At 42.8% G+C, this 18,507-nt stretch carries 13 protein-coding genes; 12 read left to right on the plus strand and 1 reads right to left on the minus strand.

What is annotated here, in order from left to right:
- Positions 1-26 precede the first annotated feature (26 nt).
- The 9 genes from DXB77_RS00530 (at position 27) to DXB77_RS00570 (ending at position 12,984) form a co-directional block, all read left to right on the plus strand.
- A complete protein-coding gene (locus DXB77_RS00530; RefSeq protein ID WP_008402123.1) occupies positions 27-506 on the plus strand; it encodes a GNAT family N-acetyltransferase in 480 nt (159 codons plus the stop codon).
- 201 nt (positions 507-707) lie between these two features.
- A complete protein-coding gene (locus DXB77_RS00535; protein ID WP_147353794.1) occupies positions 708-2,600 on the plus strand; it encodes a hypothetical protein in 1,893 nt (630 codons plus the stop codon).
- A gap of 148 nt (positions 2,601-2,748) precedes the next feature.
- Complete coding sequence (locus tag DXB77_RS00540; RefSeq protein WP_118662437.1) at positions 2,749-3,354, plus strand: TetR/AcrR family transcriptional regulator; 606 nt, start codon at positions 2,749-2,751, stop codon at positions 3,352-3,354.
- Positions 3,355-3,448: 94 nt separating this feature from the next.
- Entirely contained in the window at positions 3,449-5,239 is a 1,791-nt protein-coding gene (locus DXB77_RS00545; protein WP_118662438.1) for an ABC transporter ATP-binding protein, read from the plus strand.
- Positions 5,236-6,969, plus strand: coding sequence for an ABC transporter ATP-binding protein (locus tag DXB77_RS00550; RefSeq protein ID WP_118662439.1), 1,734 nt, complete (start codon positions 5,236-5,238; stop codon positions 6,967-6,969). The genes DXB77_RS00545 and DXB77_RS00550 overlap by 4 nt, the downstream gene beginning before the upstream one ends.
- Before the next feature lie 378 nt (positions 6,970-7,347).
- On the plus strand, positions 7,348-8,415 hold the full coding sequence (locus DXB77_RS00555) for an iron-containing alcohol dehydrogenase family protein (protein WP_182439412.1): 1,068 nt from the start codon (positions 7,348-7,350) through the stop codon (positions 8,413-8,415).
- A 37-nt stretch (positions 8,416-8,452) separates the two neighbouring features.
- Positions 8,453-9,796 carry an acetyl-CoA hydrolase/transferase C-terminal domain-containing protein gene (locus tag DXB77_RS00560; protein ID WP_021943417.1) on the plus strand — a complete coding sequence of 448 codons (1,344 nt, stop codon included), beginning with the start codon at positions 8,453-8,455 and terminating at the stop codon, positions 9,794-9,796.
- A 149-nt stretch (positions 9,797-9,945) separates the two neighbouring features.
- Entirely contained in the window at positions 9,946-12,060 is a 2,115-nt protein-coding gene (locus DXB77_RS00565; RefSeq protein WP_118662440.1) for a SulP family inorganic anion transporter, read from the plus strand.
- Positions 12,061-12,132: 72 nt separating this feature from the next.
- A complete protein-coding gene (locus tag DXB77_RS00570) occupies positions 12,133-12,984 on the plus strand; it encodes a hypothetical protein (RefSeq protein WP_008402132.1) in 852 nt (283 codons plus the stop codon).
- A 223-nt stretch (positions 12,985-13,207) separates the two neighbouring features.
- On the opposite strand, the gene DXB77_RS00575 is transcribed toward DXB77_RS00570, so the two are convergent.
- Positions 13,208-14,683 carry a hypothetical protein gene (locus DXB77_RS00575; RefSeq protein WP_118662441.1) on the minus strand — a complete coding sequence of 492 codons (1,476 nt, stop codon included), beginning with the start codon at positions 14,681-14,683 and terminating at the stop codon, positions 13,208-13,210.
- A gap of 667 nt (positions 14,684-15,350) precedes the next feature.
- Here DXB77_RS00575 and DXB77_RS00580 point away from each other — a divergent pair.
- The 3 genes from DXB77_RS00580 (at position 15,351) to DXB77_RS00590 (ending at position 18,047) form a co-directional block, all read left to right on the plus strand.
- Positions 15,351-16,415 carry an ATP-binding cassette domain-containing protein gene (locus DXB77_RS00580; protein ID WP_117808251.1) on the plus strand — a complete coding sequence of 355 codons (1,065 nt, stop codon included), beginning with the start codon at positions 15,351-15,353 and terminating at the stop codon, positions 16,413-16,415.
- Complete coding sequence (locus tag DXB77_RS00585) at positions 16,396-17,058, plus strand: methionine ABC transporter permease (RefSeq protein ID WP_008402135.1); 663 nt, start codon at positions 16,396-16,398, stop codon at positions 17,056-17,058. Before DXB77_RS00580 ends, DXB77_RS00585 begins: the two co-directional genes overlap by 20 nt.
- 146 nt (positions 17,059-17,204) lie before the next feature.
- Entirely contained in the window at positions 17,205-18,047 is an 843-nt protein-coding gene (locus DXB77_RS00590; protein WP_117822244.1) for a MetQ/NlpA family ABC transporter substrate-binding protein, read from the plus strand.
- Positions 18,048-18,507: the final 460 nt, after the last annotated feature.

Here is an 18,507-nt window from a genome sequence, read left to right on the forward strand (position 1 = left end):
GAAAGACAGAAAAGAGAGGACTTACCATGCAGATAATGAATGCAACAGAAGAAGATAAAGATGAACTGCTGGCTTTATACCATGCGATGATCGGGGGACCATGTGAGTGGAGCGAGACATACCCGGATGAGAACACGATCGCATTTGACCTTAAGAATGAAGACCTGTTTGTGATGAAGAACGATGCAGGAGAGATCATTGCGACGATCTCAATCGACCATGACGATGCCGTGGAGTCACTGACCTGCTGGCATGAAGATCAGGCACCGTCGGGAGAATTGTCCAGACTCTGTGTAAGAAAGGATATGCAGGGACAGGGAATCGCAAAGCAGATGATGAATTATGCCGGTGATGTGTTGAAGAACAGGGGCATGAAAGGAATCCATATTCTGGTTCGGGAAGGCCATGTGGTAGCACTTTCGACATATGCAAAGATCGGATTTAGAACTGTCGGGGAATGTGATCTGTTTGACAAACATTTTATCTGTATGGAGAAGAAATTCTAAGGAAAATTATAGACATAAAAATTATATCAGTCAGGAAATATAGCACTGCGTTCCGGTGTTTGCCGCAACGCCTCAAACACGCTATTTTCCTGACTTTTTTCATGATTTTTCTTGTCTGAAACGCTTGTGGAATCAGGTGCTTTTTGATAGAATGACTGCAAATAACTTCCCTAGGGAGGGAAGCAGATGGAGGACAAAATTATGAGGAAAAAATTAGGGATTTTTCTAAGTTTATGGCTGTGTATCAGTATGATATGGTTGCCATTTGCCAGCACACAGGTAAGGGCTGCAGAAACCAACATGGCAACATTGAATTTTATCGGGGCATCTATTGAAAATGGAAAAGCGACCTTTGCTGTTGATGATGCCTATAAAGTAAGGCTGACATTATGTACGAGAGATATTGTTATGGACAGTTACACAAATTGTCCGATCAATGGAAATAACATGCAGATCGATCTGTCAGATAAAGAATATTATCTGAAAGCAACTACCGTTTTGGATGTTTCCTCACCAGATGACCTGCTTGGAATCTCAAGTGTGAAACTTCAGTTATATATCAATGATGAATCGTATGATATCAGCTCGAATCCTTATGTAAAATTGGATACAAACCGTTTTAGCGGTAATCTGAATTTCAGAATAGAAAAAGTATCAACGCCTCCGAACCCCGGTTACCCGGATGATATTCAGATCATGGGAACCTATGATGGATTTGGAATGGAAATTTATCTGAATTCAGAGAAGATCGGAGCTGAGAGCAGTCATATACAGGGAACTGGAAAGGGATATGCGTCCGGCGAAATCTATAATCTGCTCAGGATTCAGTTGGCATTTGGAGATGGAGATATCGGAACGGTCACAGTAAATGGAAAGACGATCACATTGCCGGAAGGAACGAAGGATACAGTGGAATTCACGATTGCGCCTGCCAGTGAATATGTGATCGAAGTTACAAAGAAGCCGACGATCATACCAAGAACTATTATATGGGCCAAAGATAAAACAGGTAATAATGGATTGAAAGATTATGAGCTGTTAAAGAATGGAACGCTTGAGATCCTTGAGATCAAAAACCCGGATGGAACATCGATCGGTTTAGATGGTGTTAAGCAGGACACCAATTATGGATGGGCAAGTGTTATACCGGGTTCAGAAATTATTCTCCGGGCAGTACCGGAATATGGATATCAGCTTGAATCGATAACGATAAATGGTCAGTCTTTAACGCCTTTGTCAGATGCATCTACATTTTCATATACAATGCCGGATGAAAATGTACATATCAGCAGCATATTTACAAAGGCAGAAGATCAGGTAGAGCTTAAAACAGATAAAGTGAAAAGAGCATTGATCCAGCTTGCGGAAAATGAGATCACATCAGGAAACAGCAGACTGACGATAAAGGATGCAGTCCTCACACAGCAACAGCTTGAGGCTTTTAAAAAGGCAGCAGGTGATTATCAGATCACCGGGTATTTTGATATCAAGCTGGCACAGATCCTGTATAAGAATACAGCAGCAAATCTGTGGGTAAATAATATAGAGACTTTGAAGAAAACGGCAAAGGTATCCCTTCAGATAGAAGCCGACTGGGAATCTGAAAACAGTGAGCTGGCAGTTATTCATGAGAAAAAGGATGGAACCTATGAGATTATTCCTGCTTCTTTTGATGTGGCAACTAAAATGGTGATGTTCCAGACGGATGGATTTTCTAATTATGCGATCGCATATAAGAAGGTTGAGACGACAACAGAGGATCAGACAGGAGCAACGACTGAGGATCCATCGGAGGATACGACCGGGGATGTAACAGAAGCTTCAACAGAAGAAACAACAGAACCGGAAACAGAGACCACAACCGGAGAGACAACAGAAGTTACGACGGAAGATTCTTCAGAGGCCACAACAACAGACCGTACAGAAGATGGAACAGGCAGCACGACACAGAGTGGTGATGGTGATACAACAGAAGTGAAAAAAGATGATAAGACAGCATCACCCAAGACAGGAGATGATATGAATCTGGCTGTGCTTTATATTTTGTTGGCGGTGTCTGGAATGGGATGTCTGTATACGATTCGAAAACGGTAATCTGGTATTGGTAACAGATATAGGAGTAGTTCTCTTATTTGAAAAATAATGTAGAACAAATTGTGTAAATAATCTTGACTTTTATAAAATAACAGTGTTATAATAACACTGTTATTTTATATTGGATATAAATGATTAAGGTGTGTTTATGAGAAAAGAATCAGAAGGTGTAACTGAAAATTTACTGGCCAGTGCCAGAAAGGAATTCTTAGAATACGGATTCCATGATGCAAGTCTGCGGAGAATATCGGCAGACAGTGGTGTCAGCACGAATTCAATCTATACAAGATTTGGCGACAAGAGTGGATTATTTACAGCGATTGTAAAGGAAGCCGCAGATGAGTTGATGGCGATTTATTCTGACAGCATAAAGAAAGCAGGAGAAGCGGCAGATATCAGCCGGGCAGAGGATGCCGGGGATGAGGGAACGGATCTTGTACTGGAATATATTTATGGACATCTGGAAGAATTCAAACTGATCTTCTGCTGTTCGGCGAGGACAGAATATGAGACATATTTTGACAGGCTTGCGGCAAAGGAAGAATACTATTATAAACAGTTTGCGAAGCAGTTTTCGGATGGAGGACATCCGATAGATGATTTTTTTATCCATGTATATTGCAGGAACGGATGGCAGTATGTGTATGAACTCATCACACATGATAAGAGCTATGAAGAGGCAAAAGAATTTATGGCAAATGTCAGAGCATTTACCTATGCGGGCTGGCAGGCGGTGATCGGAATGAAGTTCTGATAATAGGGACTGCTGCATGAAATACAACATGCATCAGTCCTATAAAAATAAATATAGGTTAGCAAATACTAACTTTAGTAACAGGAGGTTAACTATGAAAGAAAAGAAACAAAGTGCATTGTCCAGACTCATGGGCATAGCAGGAGGGCATAAGTATTTTACCTATGCGTCCTGTGTTTTTGCGATCCTTTCTGCTTGGATCGCATTGATACCATTTTATGATATCTGGCGTATTATGAAAGAGATCCTTGAGGTTCGGCCGGATTTCGCAGATGCGACACATATCAAAACCTATGGCTGGCAGGCGGTTGGATTTGCTCTGCTTGCAATGGTTATCTATATTGTCGCGCTGATGTGCTCCCATATTGCGGCCTTTCGTGTACAGGCAAATATGAGAACCACTATGATGGAGCATATCATGAAGCTGCCGCTTGGCTACGTTGAGAAAGAAGGAACCGGAAAGCTCCGTAAGGTTGTAAATGATTCAAGTGCAGCAACAGAGACTTTCCTCGCACATAACCTTCCGGATAAAGTAGTTTCCGTTGCAACGCCGGTTGGACTGTTAGTGGTGATGTTCGTATTTGACTGGAGACTGGGAATTGCCAGTCTGATTCCTGCGGTTCTGGCATTTATCACGATGGGAACATTGATGATGGGACCAAAGATGGCAGAGGATATGAAGCAGTATCAGAATGCACTTGAGACCATGTCTTCCGAGGCAGTTGAGTATGTAAGAGGTATTCCGGTTGTTAAGACCTTTGGACAGACGGTGTACTCATTCAAGAAGTTCAAAGCGGCAATCGATGATTATGAGAAATGGACGCTTGATTACACCAAGGGGATGATGAAGCCGATGGTGCTGTTTACAATGTCAGCAAATGGAATCTTTGCAGCACTAATCATTGTTGCTTACATTCTGGGTGGTAATCATGTAAGTAATACATTTGTATTAAACCTGATCTTCTATATCCTGATCACTTCGGTTCTTACAACTACACTGATGAAGATTGCCTATGCAGGCGAATCCCAGATGCTGGTGGAGGATGCATTACAGAGAATGGATGATATTCTAAATGCAAAGCCTCTGGTAAATACAGAAAAGCAGGAGATACCAAAGGATGCATCGATCACGATGGAGCATGTTACATTTGCCTATGACGAAGCAAAGAAAAATGCAATTGACGATATATCCATGAAGATTCCGACCGGTGCACATATCGCTTTCGTTGGACCATCCGGTGGTGGTAAGACGACATTGGCATCTCTGGTTGCAAGATTTTGGGATGTAAAGGATGGCAGCATAAAGATCGGTGGTGTGGATGTTAAGAATATCGACACTAAGAAACTGATGGAAGAAGTATCGTATGTATTTCAGGACAGCAGGCTGTTAAAGATCAGCATATTGGAAAATGTAAGAATGGGCAGACCAGATGCGACTGACGAGGAAGTTATGCAGGCACTTTCCGCAGCGCAGTGTATGGATATCATAGAGAAGTTCCCGGAGGGGGTACATACGATGATTGGCTCCAGGGGAATCTATGTATCCGGTGGTGAAGCACAGCGGTTATCGATCGCAAGAGCATTTCTTAAGAATGCACCGATTCTGATCTTAGATGAAGCAACAGCATTTGCCGATCCGGATAATGAGCGTCTGGTTCAGAAAGCGTTTGAGAATCTGGCAAAGGACAAGACGGTTATCATGATCGCACATCGCCTGTCAACCATAACGGATGCGGACTGCATCTATGTGCTGAAGGATGGTAAGATCGCAGAGAACGGAACACATGAGGAACTGTCGGAAAAGAACGGAATCTATACTCATATGTGGAAGGAATATAACAAATCTGTCAACTGGCAGGTAGGAAGGAAAGGTGAAACAGCATGATAGAAAAATTAAAGCACAAATATGCCTTGTCCGAAAAGGGTGCAAATGCTATGGTTCGCGCCTTTGTGGCAGTTACGATCTCCAATCTGGTGCTGATGCTCCCGGTAGGACTGCTGTATCAATTAGCTTCCTACCTGTTGGAGAACTGTGTTCCAAAGGATAAACTGATATTCTTTATTATTGGAATCAGTGTAACTTTATTGTTAATTGTAATGTCAACAAGTTTTCAATATAATTCGACTTTCTATTCGACCTACGTAGAGAGTGGAGTCCGTCGCAGAACGCTTGCAGAAAAGCTGAGAAAGCTTCCGCTTTCTTTCTTTGGCAAGAAGGATCTTGCAGATTTGACAAATACAATCATGTCCGACTGTGCATTGATCGAGACAGCAAGCTCACACTGGATTCCTGAGCTTGTAGGTGCATTTATATCTACAACACTGATCGTGATCGGGCTGTTTTTCTTCGACTGTAGAATGGCACTGGCGGCTGTATGGGTTATGCCGGTAGCATTTGCCATCGTTGGTTATTCAAAGACAGTTATGGGTAAGGTTCATGAGAAGACGATAACCTATAAGCTTGCATGTCTGGACGGGATACAGGAAGGTCTGGAAACGATCCGTGATCTTCGTTCCAATAATATGGCTGATTCTTATATGGAGGGTCTGAATAAAAAAATCAAGGATGTCGAGCATCATGCGATAGTATCCGAATTTGCAAATGCAGCATTTGTCTGCTCCGCACAGATGATCTTAAAGCTTGGTATCGGGACAGTGGCACTTGTTGGAAGTATTCTTCTGGTTGATGGCAAGATCAGTGTACTGACGTTCTTTGCATTTCTGTTGGTTGTAACCAGAATGTATGAGCCGCTTCAGATCTCGCTTCAGAATCTGGCTGCCGTTATCAGTATCAATAAGAACTGTGAGCGTATGGATGAGATCCTGTCTCATGATGAACAGACAGGAAGAGAGAATCCGGATAATAAGGGATATGACATCGTATTTGATCATGTGGCATTCTCCTATAAGGCTGGAGAACAGGTGCTTTCCGATGTCAGCTTTACGGCAAAGCAGGGTGAGGTCACAGCCCTGATCGGACCATCCGGCGGTGGTAAGACAACGGTTTCCAGACTGGCAGCAAGATTCTGGGATAACAATGCCGGTACGATCACAGTCGGCGGCATGAATGTTCTGGAAATTGATCCGGAGCAGTTATTGTCCTTGTATTCGATCGTGTTCCAGGATGTTACATTGTTCAATAATACAATTATGGAGAACATCCGGATCGGTAAAAAGGATGCGACCGATGAAGAAGTTATGGCAGCAGCAAAGCTTGCAAACTGTACAGATTTCATCGAGAAGCTTCCGGATAAATGGGATACCATGATCGGTGAAAACGGTTCCGAGTTGTCCGGTGGCGAACGTCAGAGAATCTCGATCGCAAGAGCGTTCTTAAAGGATGCGCCGATTATTCTGATGGATGAAGCAACCGCATCTCTGGATGTAGATAACGAGTCTGTTATTCAGGAATCTATCTCCAAGCTGATCCGGAATAAGACGGTACTTATCATTGCACATAGAATGCGTACGGTAGATGGTGTTGATAAGATCGTTGTGTTGAAGGATGGCGTAGTTGCGGAGCAGGGGACACCTGCGGATCTGAAAGCCGGGAACGGCATCTACAAGCATATGGTTGACCTCCAGCTGCAGTCTGAGCAGTGGAAATACAATTAAGGCTGTGAAAAATTTGGAGCTGGTGGGATATATATTTATTACGCAGAGCACTTTCGTTCGATTATTACGTAGCGGTACTAAACTCATCACCAGATGGTGATTCGTTAAGGACCGACGTAATAATAGGTCTGCTTCATAAAATATATATCCCTCCGGCTTCAAATTTTTTAGGCGTTAGTTCATCATACCAATCGTTTGTATTTCCACTGCTCTATGTTAGTGTTGGTCTGAATGGAATAAGTTGCAGTTTAGGTTAAAATAGGGTATGTTGAGTATATAATTATGTAGAATATAGAATAGTGCAAAATATAGAGTAATGCAGAAATTTTGAATAAGAGAATGTATAATAAATTACAGGGCTACAGGAGGTTGGCGATTATGGCGAAGATTGATACCAGGGAGATACAGATACCATCGATATTAAAGGTGGAGAAAGATCTGCTCAGACGGATCGGGGGTTATCTTGCAGATGAGGGAATCTACAAGGTTGTGATCCTGTTTGGCAATGGGTTGATCGATATGTTTGGACATACGGTGATGGAGGGTATGTCAGACAGCGGTGTTGAGGTGCTCCAATATATGGAGATGGATACCGTTCGGATCGACGATCTGGTGCAGCTTGCATTTTCATTCCCGAATACAGCACAGGCAGTGCTTGGTATCGGAGGCGGTAAGGTGGTTGATGCGGCCAAATATTGTGGCTTCTTAAGAAAACTGCCATTTATCAGTGTGCCGACATCGGCATCCAGTGATGGATTTTCCAGTGCCAGCGCATCTCTGATCGTGGAGGGACGACGCAAATCTGTACCGGCAGGGATCGCATATGGAATCTTTGCAGATATCGATGCGATAAAGGGGGCACCGGAGGCATTTCTGTTTTCCGGTATCGGTGATATGGTATCGAAGATCACGGCACTTTATGACTGGAATTTTGAAGAAGCACATGGACATGGTTCGGTAAATGACTTTGCGATGATGATATCGAAGAAGGCGGTCAACAGCTTTGTTCGGACACCGTTTAAAGACATTCACGATGAACGGTTTATCAAAGAACTATTAGATTCTCTTGCCATGAGCGGTGTGGCAAATGAGATTGCAGGAGACAGTGCGCCGACTAGTGGAAGTGAGCATCTGATATCACATGCATTGGATCAGATGTTGGAACGCCCGCAGCTTCATGGTATTCAGGTCGGAGTTGCAACATACCTGATGAGTGTTGTTCAGGATCACAGATATGAGCGGATCAATACGGTATTTACAGATACCGGATTCTGGGATTATGTGAAGACAGTCGGCATGAAGCGGGAAGATTTCATCCGTGCGATCGAAAAAGCACCGGCTATAAAACCATTCCGGTATACTTATCTTCACGAAGAACAGTACCGAAAGAAAGCGATAGAAGTATTGCAGTCAGACACGAAGCTGTCAGAGGTTTTACAGGCGTAATTTGTGTCAGGGACGGATAAGCGAAGGAGGGAACAGTATGACATACGAACATTTTTTAGAGGAATACAGACGAAAACTCCGCACCCCGGAGGAAGCGGTTTCCGTTGTAAAAGATGGTGACTGGGTGGATTATACCTGTTCACTTGGAAAGCCGGAGATCCTGGATCGTGCATTGGCGAAACGTAGAGACGAGCTGTTTGATGTTAAGATCCGTGGTAATCTGATCTCAGGGCCGATCGCAGTTGCAGAATGTGATGAGAGTCAGGAGCATTTTACTTATCACAGCTGGCATTGTTCAGCATATGAGCGGTCGTTATGTGATCGTGGACTCTGCTATTATATTCCGATGGTATTTCATAATAATGCAGCATATTATGAGTATTTTCTTAAGGTAAATGTAGTTATGCTCAGTGTGTCACCGATGGATCGGCATGGATATTTTAATTATTCGGTCAATACCGGAGTGGCAGCACCGATCGTGCGTGCGGCAGATATCGTGATCGTAGAGATCAATGAGAATCTTCCGAAGGTTCGCGGCGGTTATGATGAGTGTATCCATATTTCGGATATTGATTATATCGTGGAAGGAGAGCATGAACCGTATCCGGATATGCTGATGCCGGAGCCGACTGCAGTTGATCGTAAGATTGCGGAACTGATCATTCCTTATATCGTGGATGGAGCAACCCTGCAGATCGGTATTGGAAGTATGCCGAATGCACTGGGTGATATCATTGCGGAGTCTGATCTGAAGGATCTTGGTATGCATACGGAGCTTTGCAGTGATGCATATCTGAAAATGTATCTGGCGGGAAAGCTCACGAACAAATACAAGCAGATTGATCGCGGAAAAGGAGTATTTGGTTGTGCGGTCGGAAGCAAGAACCTATATGATTGGATTGACGATAATCCGGGAGTTGCGGCATATCCGTTAGAGTACGTGAATCGTCCCGGAGTGATCGGTGAGATTGATAACATGGTTTCCATCAATAGCTGTGTTGCTGTTGATCTGTATGGTCAGGTGGCAGCGGAGAGTGCAGGTGTCAGACAGATATCCGGAACCGGTGGACAGCTGGATTTCCTCGTTGGTGCATCTGCATCTAAGGGAGGTAAAGCATTTATCTGCATGAGTTCTGTGTACAAGGACAGTAAAGGGGTGGTTCATTCAAGAATTCATCCACAGTTTAATGGAGATATCGTTACTTCTCCAAGAAGTCAGGTTTATTTTCTGGCAACAGAATATGGGGTTGTGAATCTGGAAGGTCGATCAACATGGGAGCGGGCGGAGGCTCTGGTATCGATCGCACACCCTGATTTCAGAGATGAATTGATCAGGGAAGCAGAAGCGAGAAAGATTTGGCGGAGATCCAATCGGAGATAGACAATGGATGGTGCAATTGATATATGTCATGTATCAGATGGTTGATAACAGGGGGCTAACTTAGAAGAAAGGCGAAGATAATGGTTGTGCATAGCTCCACTTTTCTTTTATAATTGCAGTATAAGAATATACAGATATAAGAGGCAGAGATGAAGATAACATTAGCGGCTACATTACGTCATTATGATAAGAAAAATTTCATAAAGGATCTTCTTGCAGGTATTATTATCATGGCAGTATCCATTCCGATCTCCATGGGATATGCGCAGATTGCCGGACTTCCTGCGGTCTATGGACTGTATGGTTCGGTATTTCCGATCTTGATATTTGCTCTGTTCTCGACATCGCCTCAGTTTATTTTTGGAGTGGATGCAGCTCCGGCAGCCCTTATTGGTTCGGCATTGTTAAGCCTTCATATAGAGAGTGGATCAGAGGAGGCAATGGCGGTTGTTCCGGTACTGACCTTCTTTGTGGCATTGTGGCTTCTGGCGTTTTATATTATGAAAGCAGGAAAACTGGTCAACTATATATCGGCACCGGTTATGGGCGGATTCATTACCGGAATCTGTACGACTATTATACTAATGCAGGTACCGAAGCTGATGGGAGGATCGGCAGGAACCGGAGAGTTTTTTGAGCTGACAGAACATATTATAAAGACAGCCAAAGATATCAATTGGCAGTCGGTGGTACTGGGACTTGCGGCTCTTGTGCTATTGCTGGTATGTAAGAAGCTGATCCCAAAATTCCCGATGGCGGTTCTTTTGATGATAGCCGGGGCAGGCATGACATATCTGCTTCCTATAGAGGACTGGGGTGTGCAGACACTTGCATCTGTTGATACCGGACTCCCACACTGGGCGGTTCCGGATTTTAGTGTGATATCGATCCGCGAGGCTGTAACGATCAGCCTGTCGGTAGCAGTCGTTATAATGGCAGAGACACTTCTGGCGGAGAATAATTTTGCGCAGAAGAATGGTTACCGGATCAATGATAACCAGGAGATTCTGGCATTTTCAATGGGGAATTTCCTTGCGGCATTTACCGGCTGTTGTCCGATCAATGGCTCGGTATCAAGAACGGCAATGGGAGAACAGTATCAGGCAAAGACACAGCTTACCGGTATCATAGCAGGTCTTTCCATGATCGTTGTTCTGGTCTGTGCGACCGGATTTATCGGTTATCTTCCGGTCCCTGTGCTTACAGCCATTGTGATATCAGCGTTGCTTGGAGCAACGGAATTTGATCTTGCGGCAAGACTCTTTAAAGTCAGCCGTACAGAATGCCTGATCTTTTTCGGGGCATTCTTTGGTGTGCTGTTACTTGGCACGATCAACGGTGTATTGATCGGTATTCTTCTTTCCTTTACAGAGATGATCATACGGACAGCCAAGCCTGCAAGATGTTTCCTTGGAATTCAGCCGGGGCATAAGCATTTCCGGGATCTGAAGGAGAGCAGTCAGATCCATGCAATTTCCGGTGTACTGATCTATCGGTTCAGCAGCAATCTGTTCTTTGCGAATATACAGATCCTCCAGAGAGATATTGAAGATCATATCACGCCTGAGACAAAGGCGGTTATCATAGATGCCAGTGGAATCGGCAGTATCGATATAACAGCGGCTGACAGGATCGCCATGTTATATCAGTCGTTAAAGGATAAGGGAATCCGTTTCTACATGACAGAGCATATCGCAGATGTGAATGAACAGCTGCGTAAGTTGGGACTTGGTTATCTGATTGAGGAAGGCTGTGTCAGACGAACAGTACATATTGCCTTAAAGGATATGGGAATTAAGCGACCATATCCATTAGAGGGTGATGTAGACAATCAGCCGAGAAGTGCGTCCAGAAAGCGTGCAGATAACAGGGTTCAGGAATTTGTCTGGGCGTTTGGAGCGGAGAGTGAAGATGAGATAGAGAAGCAGATCAGACTTCAGATCGAGCATTTGAAACAGACCGGAGATGTTGATGAGCTTTTGCATGGAAGCTGGTCACATATGGAAGCTATGGATGAGGATGAGTGGTTAGAGCATCTGGAAGAGCATCTGAAGGAGATCGTTCATATATCAGGTAAGGATGAGAAAACGATTGCCAGACGCTTCGAGGAGCATCGTAGAGAGATCCATGACCGTATTGCAAAGGAACATCCGGAGCTTGCGGAGAAGTTTAAAGAACGAAGACATTTGCTGGATGAGCATTTGAAAGAAAAACATCCTGAGGTTTATGAGTTGGTCGTAAAACTCCGGGAGAAAGATAATTAATAAAAATAACAAAATAATAATTCTGTCATATATTGTACTATACCTGAATATAAGAAAGGAAGAGAGCAATTTATGGCACAGTTTACCAATCAGGCACAGCTTCGCTATGGTAATTCCATAGCAAATTCCAATATAGCAGTCGGAGAACTGCTGGAGGTATTGTCAGCAAGCAAGACCGCAGTCAGAAAGACATATGGTCAGAATGATACCGTAACGTATATTATAACGATTGTAAATTCCGGTACGACTGCATTTAATGGTCTGACAGTTACAGATAATCTGGGCGCATACACATTTGGAACAGAAACACTGACTCCGCTCACTTATATGGCTGATAGTGTGAAATATTATGTAAATGGAGTGCTTCAGTCAACACCAGTTGTTGTTGCAGAACCATCACTTGCAATTTCAGGGCTGACAGTTCCTGCAGGGGGCAATATCACAGTTGCTTATGAGACAGAGGTGAATGCATTTGCACCGATGGATGCAGCAGGAACGATCACGAATACAGCAGTTGTATCCGGTGGTGGCATTACTCCGATCACGGTAACAGAGACGATCGGTACAGAGAGTACGCCGATCCTTACAATCACGAAGTCTGTAAGTCCGGTTCCTGTAACAGAAAACGGAACATTGACCTATACTTTCCTGATCCAGAATGCAGGAAGTGCACCGGCAGATATCGGAACCGATGCGGTGATAGTGGATACCTTTAATCCGCTTTTGTCAAACCTTGCAGTATCCTTTAATGGAACGGCATGGGCAGAGACAACAAACTATACCTATGATGAGACAACAGGAGTGTTTACAACGATTGCGGGTCAGATCACAGTTCCGGCTGCAACCTATACACAGAATCCGGCTACCGGTGTATGGACGGCGGATCCGGGTGTCAGTACTCTGGTTGTAAAAGGCACGATCTAGGGATTTTGAACATGACAGAATAGCGCAAAACAGAGAAATAAAATCCTGTAATGCTACTATGATAATATAGTAAGATCACAAAGACGGCGGCTTCTTTGACCTGTAAGAAGCCGCCGCCTGTCTATAAATTACCCCTCATATGAATAAAGTGAACATCAAATGATGTAACAATAAAAACAATTAAATATTACCATGCTGATGTACAAAAAACCAGAAGTGGCATTTATAAAGTTGAATCTGCCACTCGATTTTCATTTTCAGAAATCAGCTTTTGTATCTCATTTCTGACAAGGGTATTATCTAAAATATAATCTTCAAAATCTACCGAGTGAAAGGTATAGGTTAAAGCATGAATAATTTCCGGATCAGACACACAGATGATAAAATCTAGTTCTTTATTTGGAACAAGCAGGGCATATTGATCTGGATATAAAAGGAAAGCCCAGTTATCGGATACCGGAATTTTTTCGGTATCAAGGACAAAGAGGTTCCGGTCAAGCCGTGATTTTAACTGTTCCAGAGCATTGATAATATCTGCCGTGTTTGCTTCTACATAGAACCCGGATTCGGAAATCACATGATTTCTTGCAAATTCCCGGATGCCATCCAGTGTGATGCCCTCACTGGCATTCATTTGCTGCATGAAATGAAAATGCTGTTTTAGGGTTTCCTTGAATTCATTAGGAACATATTTATCAACCAGATCATCCGTTACCATCAGGCAGGCACCGGGATGCTTCTGGATAAAGATCACTTCTTCTGCAGGAATGGATCTTGCCTGAAACTGTGGAAGCTCCCTCTGGCTGAAGCTGGACAGAAATGGTTTCGCATGGTCAAATACGGAAGCGAATTCTTCCCGCATTAATCCGATAAGGCTCGGATCGGTCAACAGACAACCTTTGTTGGCATCGGCATTTAGCAGGAGACTGGCATCATCCGTTATGATATAGAACGGGAAAAGTACACCGGAGTTCTTGCTGACTTTTTGTTCATTGGAATAATAGTAAATGTTATAGGTGATGTTGGGTTCTTTTGTAAGAATCGATTCTAACAGCGTGGCAAATCCGTCCAGTTTTTCAGTGATGTCATCCGAATTTTTTGTTTGGAAATGCAGTATCTGGGAAATTGTTGCATTTTGAAATTTCCCAGAAGTGATAAGTGAGTGAATGTTGGAAAACAGTTTGATCCGTGATGACAGATCGAACGGAAGTGATACCTGTAAATGATTGTTTTCTTTTTTGCTGGCGTGTATTAAGAATTTAGTCAGACCACAGATGATCTCATCCGTGGAGTGATAAAGTATAGTTCCTGTGGCAGCCTTTGACTGATCTGTATCAATCGGATTGTCAGGTAGTTTATTTTGTAATTCCTGTGAGCGGGAAGGTGTCTGGTTGTTAGATGCATTGGTATCTATATATGGAGAACCGATCACCCTCAGACATTTCTCTGTGAATTTCAGGTAATGATAATTGGTCTCACCAAGCCGTTCCAGATAAAAGGCATCATATAAAGCCATCTCATCGGCAGCAGATATATCAAGCTGGCGGATAATACTTGTAATCTGATCTTTTGTGGGAATACGTTTGCCGCTCAAGATCTGATAGAAGCTTGAACGGTCGATCCCGGTTTCATTGATCAGAGAATTTTTCGTTACGGATTGTGAATCGATGATTGAATTTAATAATGAATGAAATGACATGCAGTTATACCGGCAATAACTTTAGATTAGTAAAACATGGAAGTAAATATGTAATGTTAAGCCGATCTTCCTCCTAACAATAGTATTTACATCTGTATAGTTTAACTGAAAACGTAATATGTGTCAACATCATTGCGTGTAACAAGAGAAGACAAGTGTAGTTTTCTACTGATTCAACAAGATCTGGGAGTATAAATCATACTGCATATTTGTTGGCTATAAGAAAAACTTATAGCCAGTCAAATATATATCCTATAACTTAAATAGGATATAATGGTTGACAACCGGAAAAACGGACGCTATAATCATGAAACATGAAAGGAACAAAACAAATAAAACATATCAACATAGTATGAAAAGTTCCTGAGAATAAATCACAGAGAATTTACAAGGAGGATAAGCATATGGGCTCAGAAAGAATCATGACAACTGCAAAGAACAATATGTGTTGCTGCCGGATGATGTGTGATTGTATGGCGTTTATTTCATATGCTTTGAACACCTGATTTGTTAGATATATAGTATTGTTTATCATATAACAAAGGGCAGTTGTCATAAGCATATGATGACTGCCTTTTGTTATGCGGCAGGATGGTATCTATTACATGGATAAAGTAGAAGACTGTCTGATTTATAATAGGAAAAGAACTTGAAAGGGGAGAACAATATGGCAATTATTCAGATCGAGCATGTGTCGAAGACGTTTCAGACCAAAGACGGAACGATCGATGCTTTAAAGGATGTATCACTGAATATTGAAGCTGGCGACATTTATGGAATCATCGGAATGTCCGGTGCAGGAAAAAGTACCCTGGTACGATGTATCAATCATATAGAAGTACCGACATTGGGAACGGTCGTGGTACAGGATAAGGAGCTTGGTGGTCTGTCAGATAAAGAGCTTCGTAAACAGAGAGAACATATCGGTATGATCTTCCAGCATTTTAATCTGCTGATGCAGAAATCGGTTCTTGATAATGTATGTTTTCCACTGTTCATTCAGGGAAAATCAAAGGCAGAGGCGAGAAAAAAGGCATATGAGCTGTTAGAGATCGTTGGTTTGCGGGATCGTGCAAAAGCATATCCTTCACAGTTGTCCGGTGGACAGAAGCAGAGAGTTGCGATCGCAAGAGCACTTGCATCCGATCCACAGATCCTGCTTTGTGATGAGGCAACCAGTGCACTTGATCCACAGACAACATCGTCGATTCTGGAACTGTTAAAGGATATCAACCAGAGATTTGGAATTACGATCGTTGTGATCACTCACCAGATGGCAGTTGTCCGTGAGATCTGTAATCAGGTAGCGATCATGAAGGATGGTCAGGTCGTTGAGTATGGCAGAACGATTGATATCTTTAATCATCCAAAGTCCGAAGTAGCCAGAGAGCTGTTACAGAAGGACGAAGGAAATGCTACAGAGCCGAAGTCATTAAAGACGACTGACCGCATAAAGAATGGAACCAGAATTCGAATCGTATACACGGAGAATTCAGCATTTGAACCGGTAATTGCAAATATGATCCTGACATTTAAGGAGCCGGTCAATATCTTAAAAGCAGCGACAAAGAATGTCGGAGGAGTGGCAAAGGGTGAAATGATACTTGAGCTTCCGAAGGGTTCGACAAATGTTGCAGCGATGGAACAGTACCTGAAAGAACGGGGACTGGAGCTTGAAGAATTAAGTAACAATGTGGATGGAGGTGAGGAACATGTGGACAGAGCAAATTAGAGAAATGATCTTAAATGGTATCTTAGAGACACTTTATATGACAGTTGTTTCTACATTGTTTGGATATGTATTCGGACTTCCGATGGGCGTGCTCCTCTGTATCAGCGATAAAGACGGACTGAAACCGCATCCGGTTTTGTATAAGATTCTTGATTTTATCGCAAATATCGTTCGAAGCGTACCATTCCTGATCCTGTTGATCTTATTGATCCCATTTACCAGATTTCTTCTTGGTAAGAGTTACGGATCGACAGCAACGATCGTACCGCTTACGGTAGCAGCTATTCCGTTTATCGCAAGAATGGTAGAGTCATCCTTGAAGGAAGTTGACAACGGAGTTGTTGAGGCTGCCCGCGCGATGGGTGCTGGAACGATGCGGATCATCCTTCGTGTGCTCCTTGTAGAAGCAAGAACATCGCTGATCACCGGAGCAACGATCGCGATCGGAACCATCCTTGGTTATTCTGCGATGGCAGGTGCAGTCGGAGGTGGTGGACTTGGTGATATCGCAGTCCGCTATGGATATTACAGATACCAGACAGATATCATGATCGTGACAGTTATCTTACTGATCGTGATCGTTCAGATCTTCCAGTCAGTCGGAATGCTGATCGCAAACCGATTAGACCGGAGAAAATCATAATCAGATAAACCCTGACCATGACAGCCGGATCAGTACCGGAACGTTATTGGCGGTTTACAAACAGATGTCAGGAAAGTGCACACCGGGCATCCGATATATAAAAATGAAAATAAAAAAGGAAAAATAAAGAAAGAGAGGAATCTTCCATGAAAAAGACATTTAAGAAATTATTAGCACTTACATTAACAGGCGTATTAGTAGCAGGAGCCCTTTCAGGCTGCGGCAAGAAAGAAGATAAAGACAGCAAAACAAATTCAAAGACAATTACGATTGCAGCATCTGCAACACCACATGCTGAGATTCTTGAATATGCAAAGACAGCATTAAAGGAAAAAGGATATGATCTTCAGGTTACAGTATTTGATGATTATGTAAAGCCAAATGAAGTTGTAGAAAGCGGCGAGTTCGATGCAAACTACTTCCAGCATGTTCCATATCTTGAGAGCTTCAATGAAGAAAAAGGTACACACCTTGTAGTTGCAGGCAAGATCCACTATGAGCCATTCGGTATCTATCCGGGTACAAAGAAAAGCTTAGACGAGATCGCTGACGGTGATTCTATCGCAGTTCCGAATGATACAACAAATGAAGCAAGAGCCCTTCTGTTATTACAGGACAACGGAATCATCAAGTTAAGGGATGGCGCAGGTATCAATGCAACTGTTAATGATATCGAAGAAAACCCACACAATGTAGAAATCGTTGAACTTGAGGCAGCACAGGTTGCCAGAGTTGTAAACGAGACAGCGTATGTCGTTTTAAATGGTAACTATGCACTTGCAGCAGGCTTCTCAGTAGGAAAAGATGCTCTTGCATATGAGCAGAATGATTCAGAAGCAGCTAAGACCTATGTAAACGTTATTGCTGTTAAGGAAGGCAACGAAAACAACGAAGCAATCAAGGCACTCGTAGACGTATTAAAGTCTGACGATGTAAAGAACTACATCAAAGAAACTTACGATGGAGCAGTTCTTCCTTACGAAGAGTAAGCCGCTCGCATCCCGTAATAAAATACCCTGAGATAGATATGGTGAAAAACTCATTTCGTATTCTATAAAGTTCGTGCACTGATTTGTCAGCAGTCGCCCTAACTCACCCTGACGGGTTCAGACAAGGGCTTGGTGCTGACAGTTAGCACAAACTTTATCACGAATACTACATGAATGTTTTTCACCATATCTGTTTCAGGGCTTTTTTATTACGGGCCGCTAGTTGCATTTCAGCCATGTGAGCTGAATAGAATATGTGATGTTTCCTTCTTAGCTGCCTAATGGCTTTTTTGTATCATAAATTGTTGTGCTACATTTCTACTTCCTGTAAGGAAGAGCTGCAGTTAGTAATAATAGACATAGGCAAAGCTTTACGGTGTTAGTTGGTATATACTTTAGAGCACAGACTTTAAGGAATGTATTTGCGATATTCACTTCAATTTCGTGGTTGTGAGATGCT

The sequence above is a fragment of the Clostridium sp. OM05-9 genome (genome assembly GCF_003481465.1).
Lineage (GTDB): Bacteria > Bacillota > Clostridia > Lachnospirales > Lachnospiraceae > Coprococcus > Coprococcus ammoniilyticus.

What these genes read in the sequence shown, in the direction of transcription:
- DXB77_RS00530 (WP_008402123.1), top strand. Translation starts at nt 27, where the DNA reads ATGCAGATAATGAATGCAACAGAAGAAGATAAAGATGAACTGCTGGCT.
- DXB77_RS00535 (WP_147353794.1), top strand. Translation starts at nt 708, where the DNA reads ATGAGGAAAAAATTAGGGATTTTTCTAAGTTTATGGCTGTGTATCAGT.
- DXB77_RS00540 (WP_118662437.1), top strand. Translation starts at nt 2,749, where the DNA reads ATGAGAAAAGAATCAGAAGGTGTAACTGAAAATTTACTGGCCAGTGCC.
- DXB77_RS00545 (WP_118662438.1), top strand. Translation starts at nt 3,449, where the DNA reads ATGAAAGAAAAGAAACAAAGTGCATTGTCCAGACTCATGGGCATAGCA.
- DXB77_RS00550 (WP_118662439.1), top strand. Translation starts at nt 5,236, where the DNA reads ATGATAGAAAAATTAAAGCACAAATATGCCTTGTCCGAAAAGGGTGCA.
- DXB77_RS00555 (WP_182439412.1), top strand. Translation starts at nt 7,348, where the DNA reads ATGGCGAAGATTGATACCAGGGAGATACAGATACCATCGATATTAAAG.
- DXB77_RS00560 (WP_021943417.1), top strand. Translation starts at nt 8,453, where the DNA reads ATGACATACGAACATTTTTTAGAGGAATACAGACGAAAACTCCGCACC.
- DXB77_RS00565 (WP_118662440.1), top strand. Translation starts at nt 9,946, where the DNA reads ATGAAGATAACATTAGCGGCTACATTACGTCATTATGATAAGAAAAAT.
- DXB77_RS00570 (WP_008402132.1), top strand. Translation starts at nt 12,133, where the DNA reads ATGGCACAGTTTACCAATCAGGCACAGCTTCGCTATGGTAATTCCATA.
- DXB77_RS00575 (WP_118662441.1), bottom strand. Translation starts at nt 14,683, where the DNA reads ATGTCATTTCATTCATTATTAAATTCAATCATCGATTCACAATCCGTA.
- DXB77_RS00580 (WP_117808251.1), top strand. Translation starts at nt 15,351, where the DNA reads ATGGCAATTATTCAGATCGAGCATGTGTCGAAGACGTTTCAGACCAAA.
- DXB77_RS00585 (WP_008402135.1), top strand. Translation starts at nt 16,396, where the DNA reads ATGTGGACAGAGCAAATTAGAGAAATGATCTTAAATGGTATCTTAGAG.
- DXB77_RS00590 (WP_117822244.1), top strand. Translation starts at nt 17,205, where the DNA reads ATGAAAAAGACATTTAAGAAATTATTAGCACTTACATTAACAGGCGTA.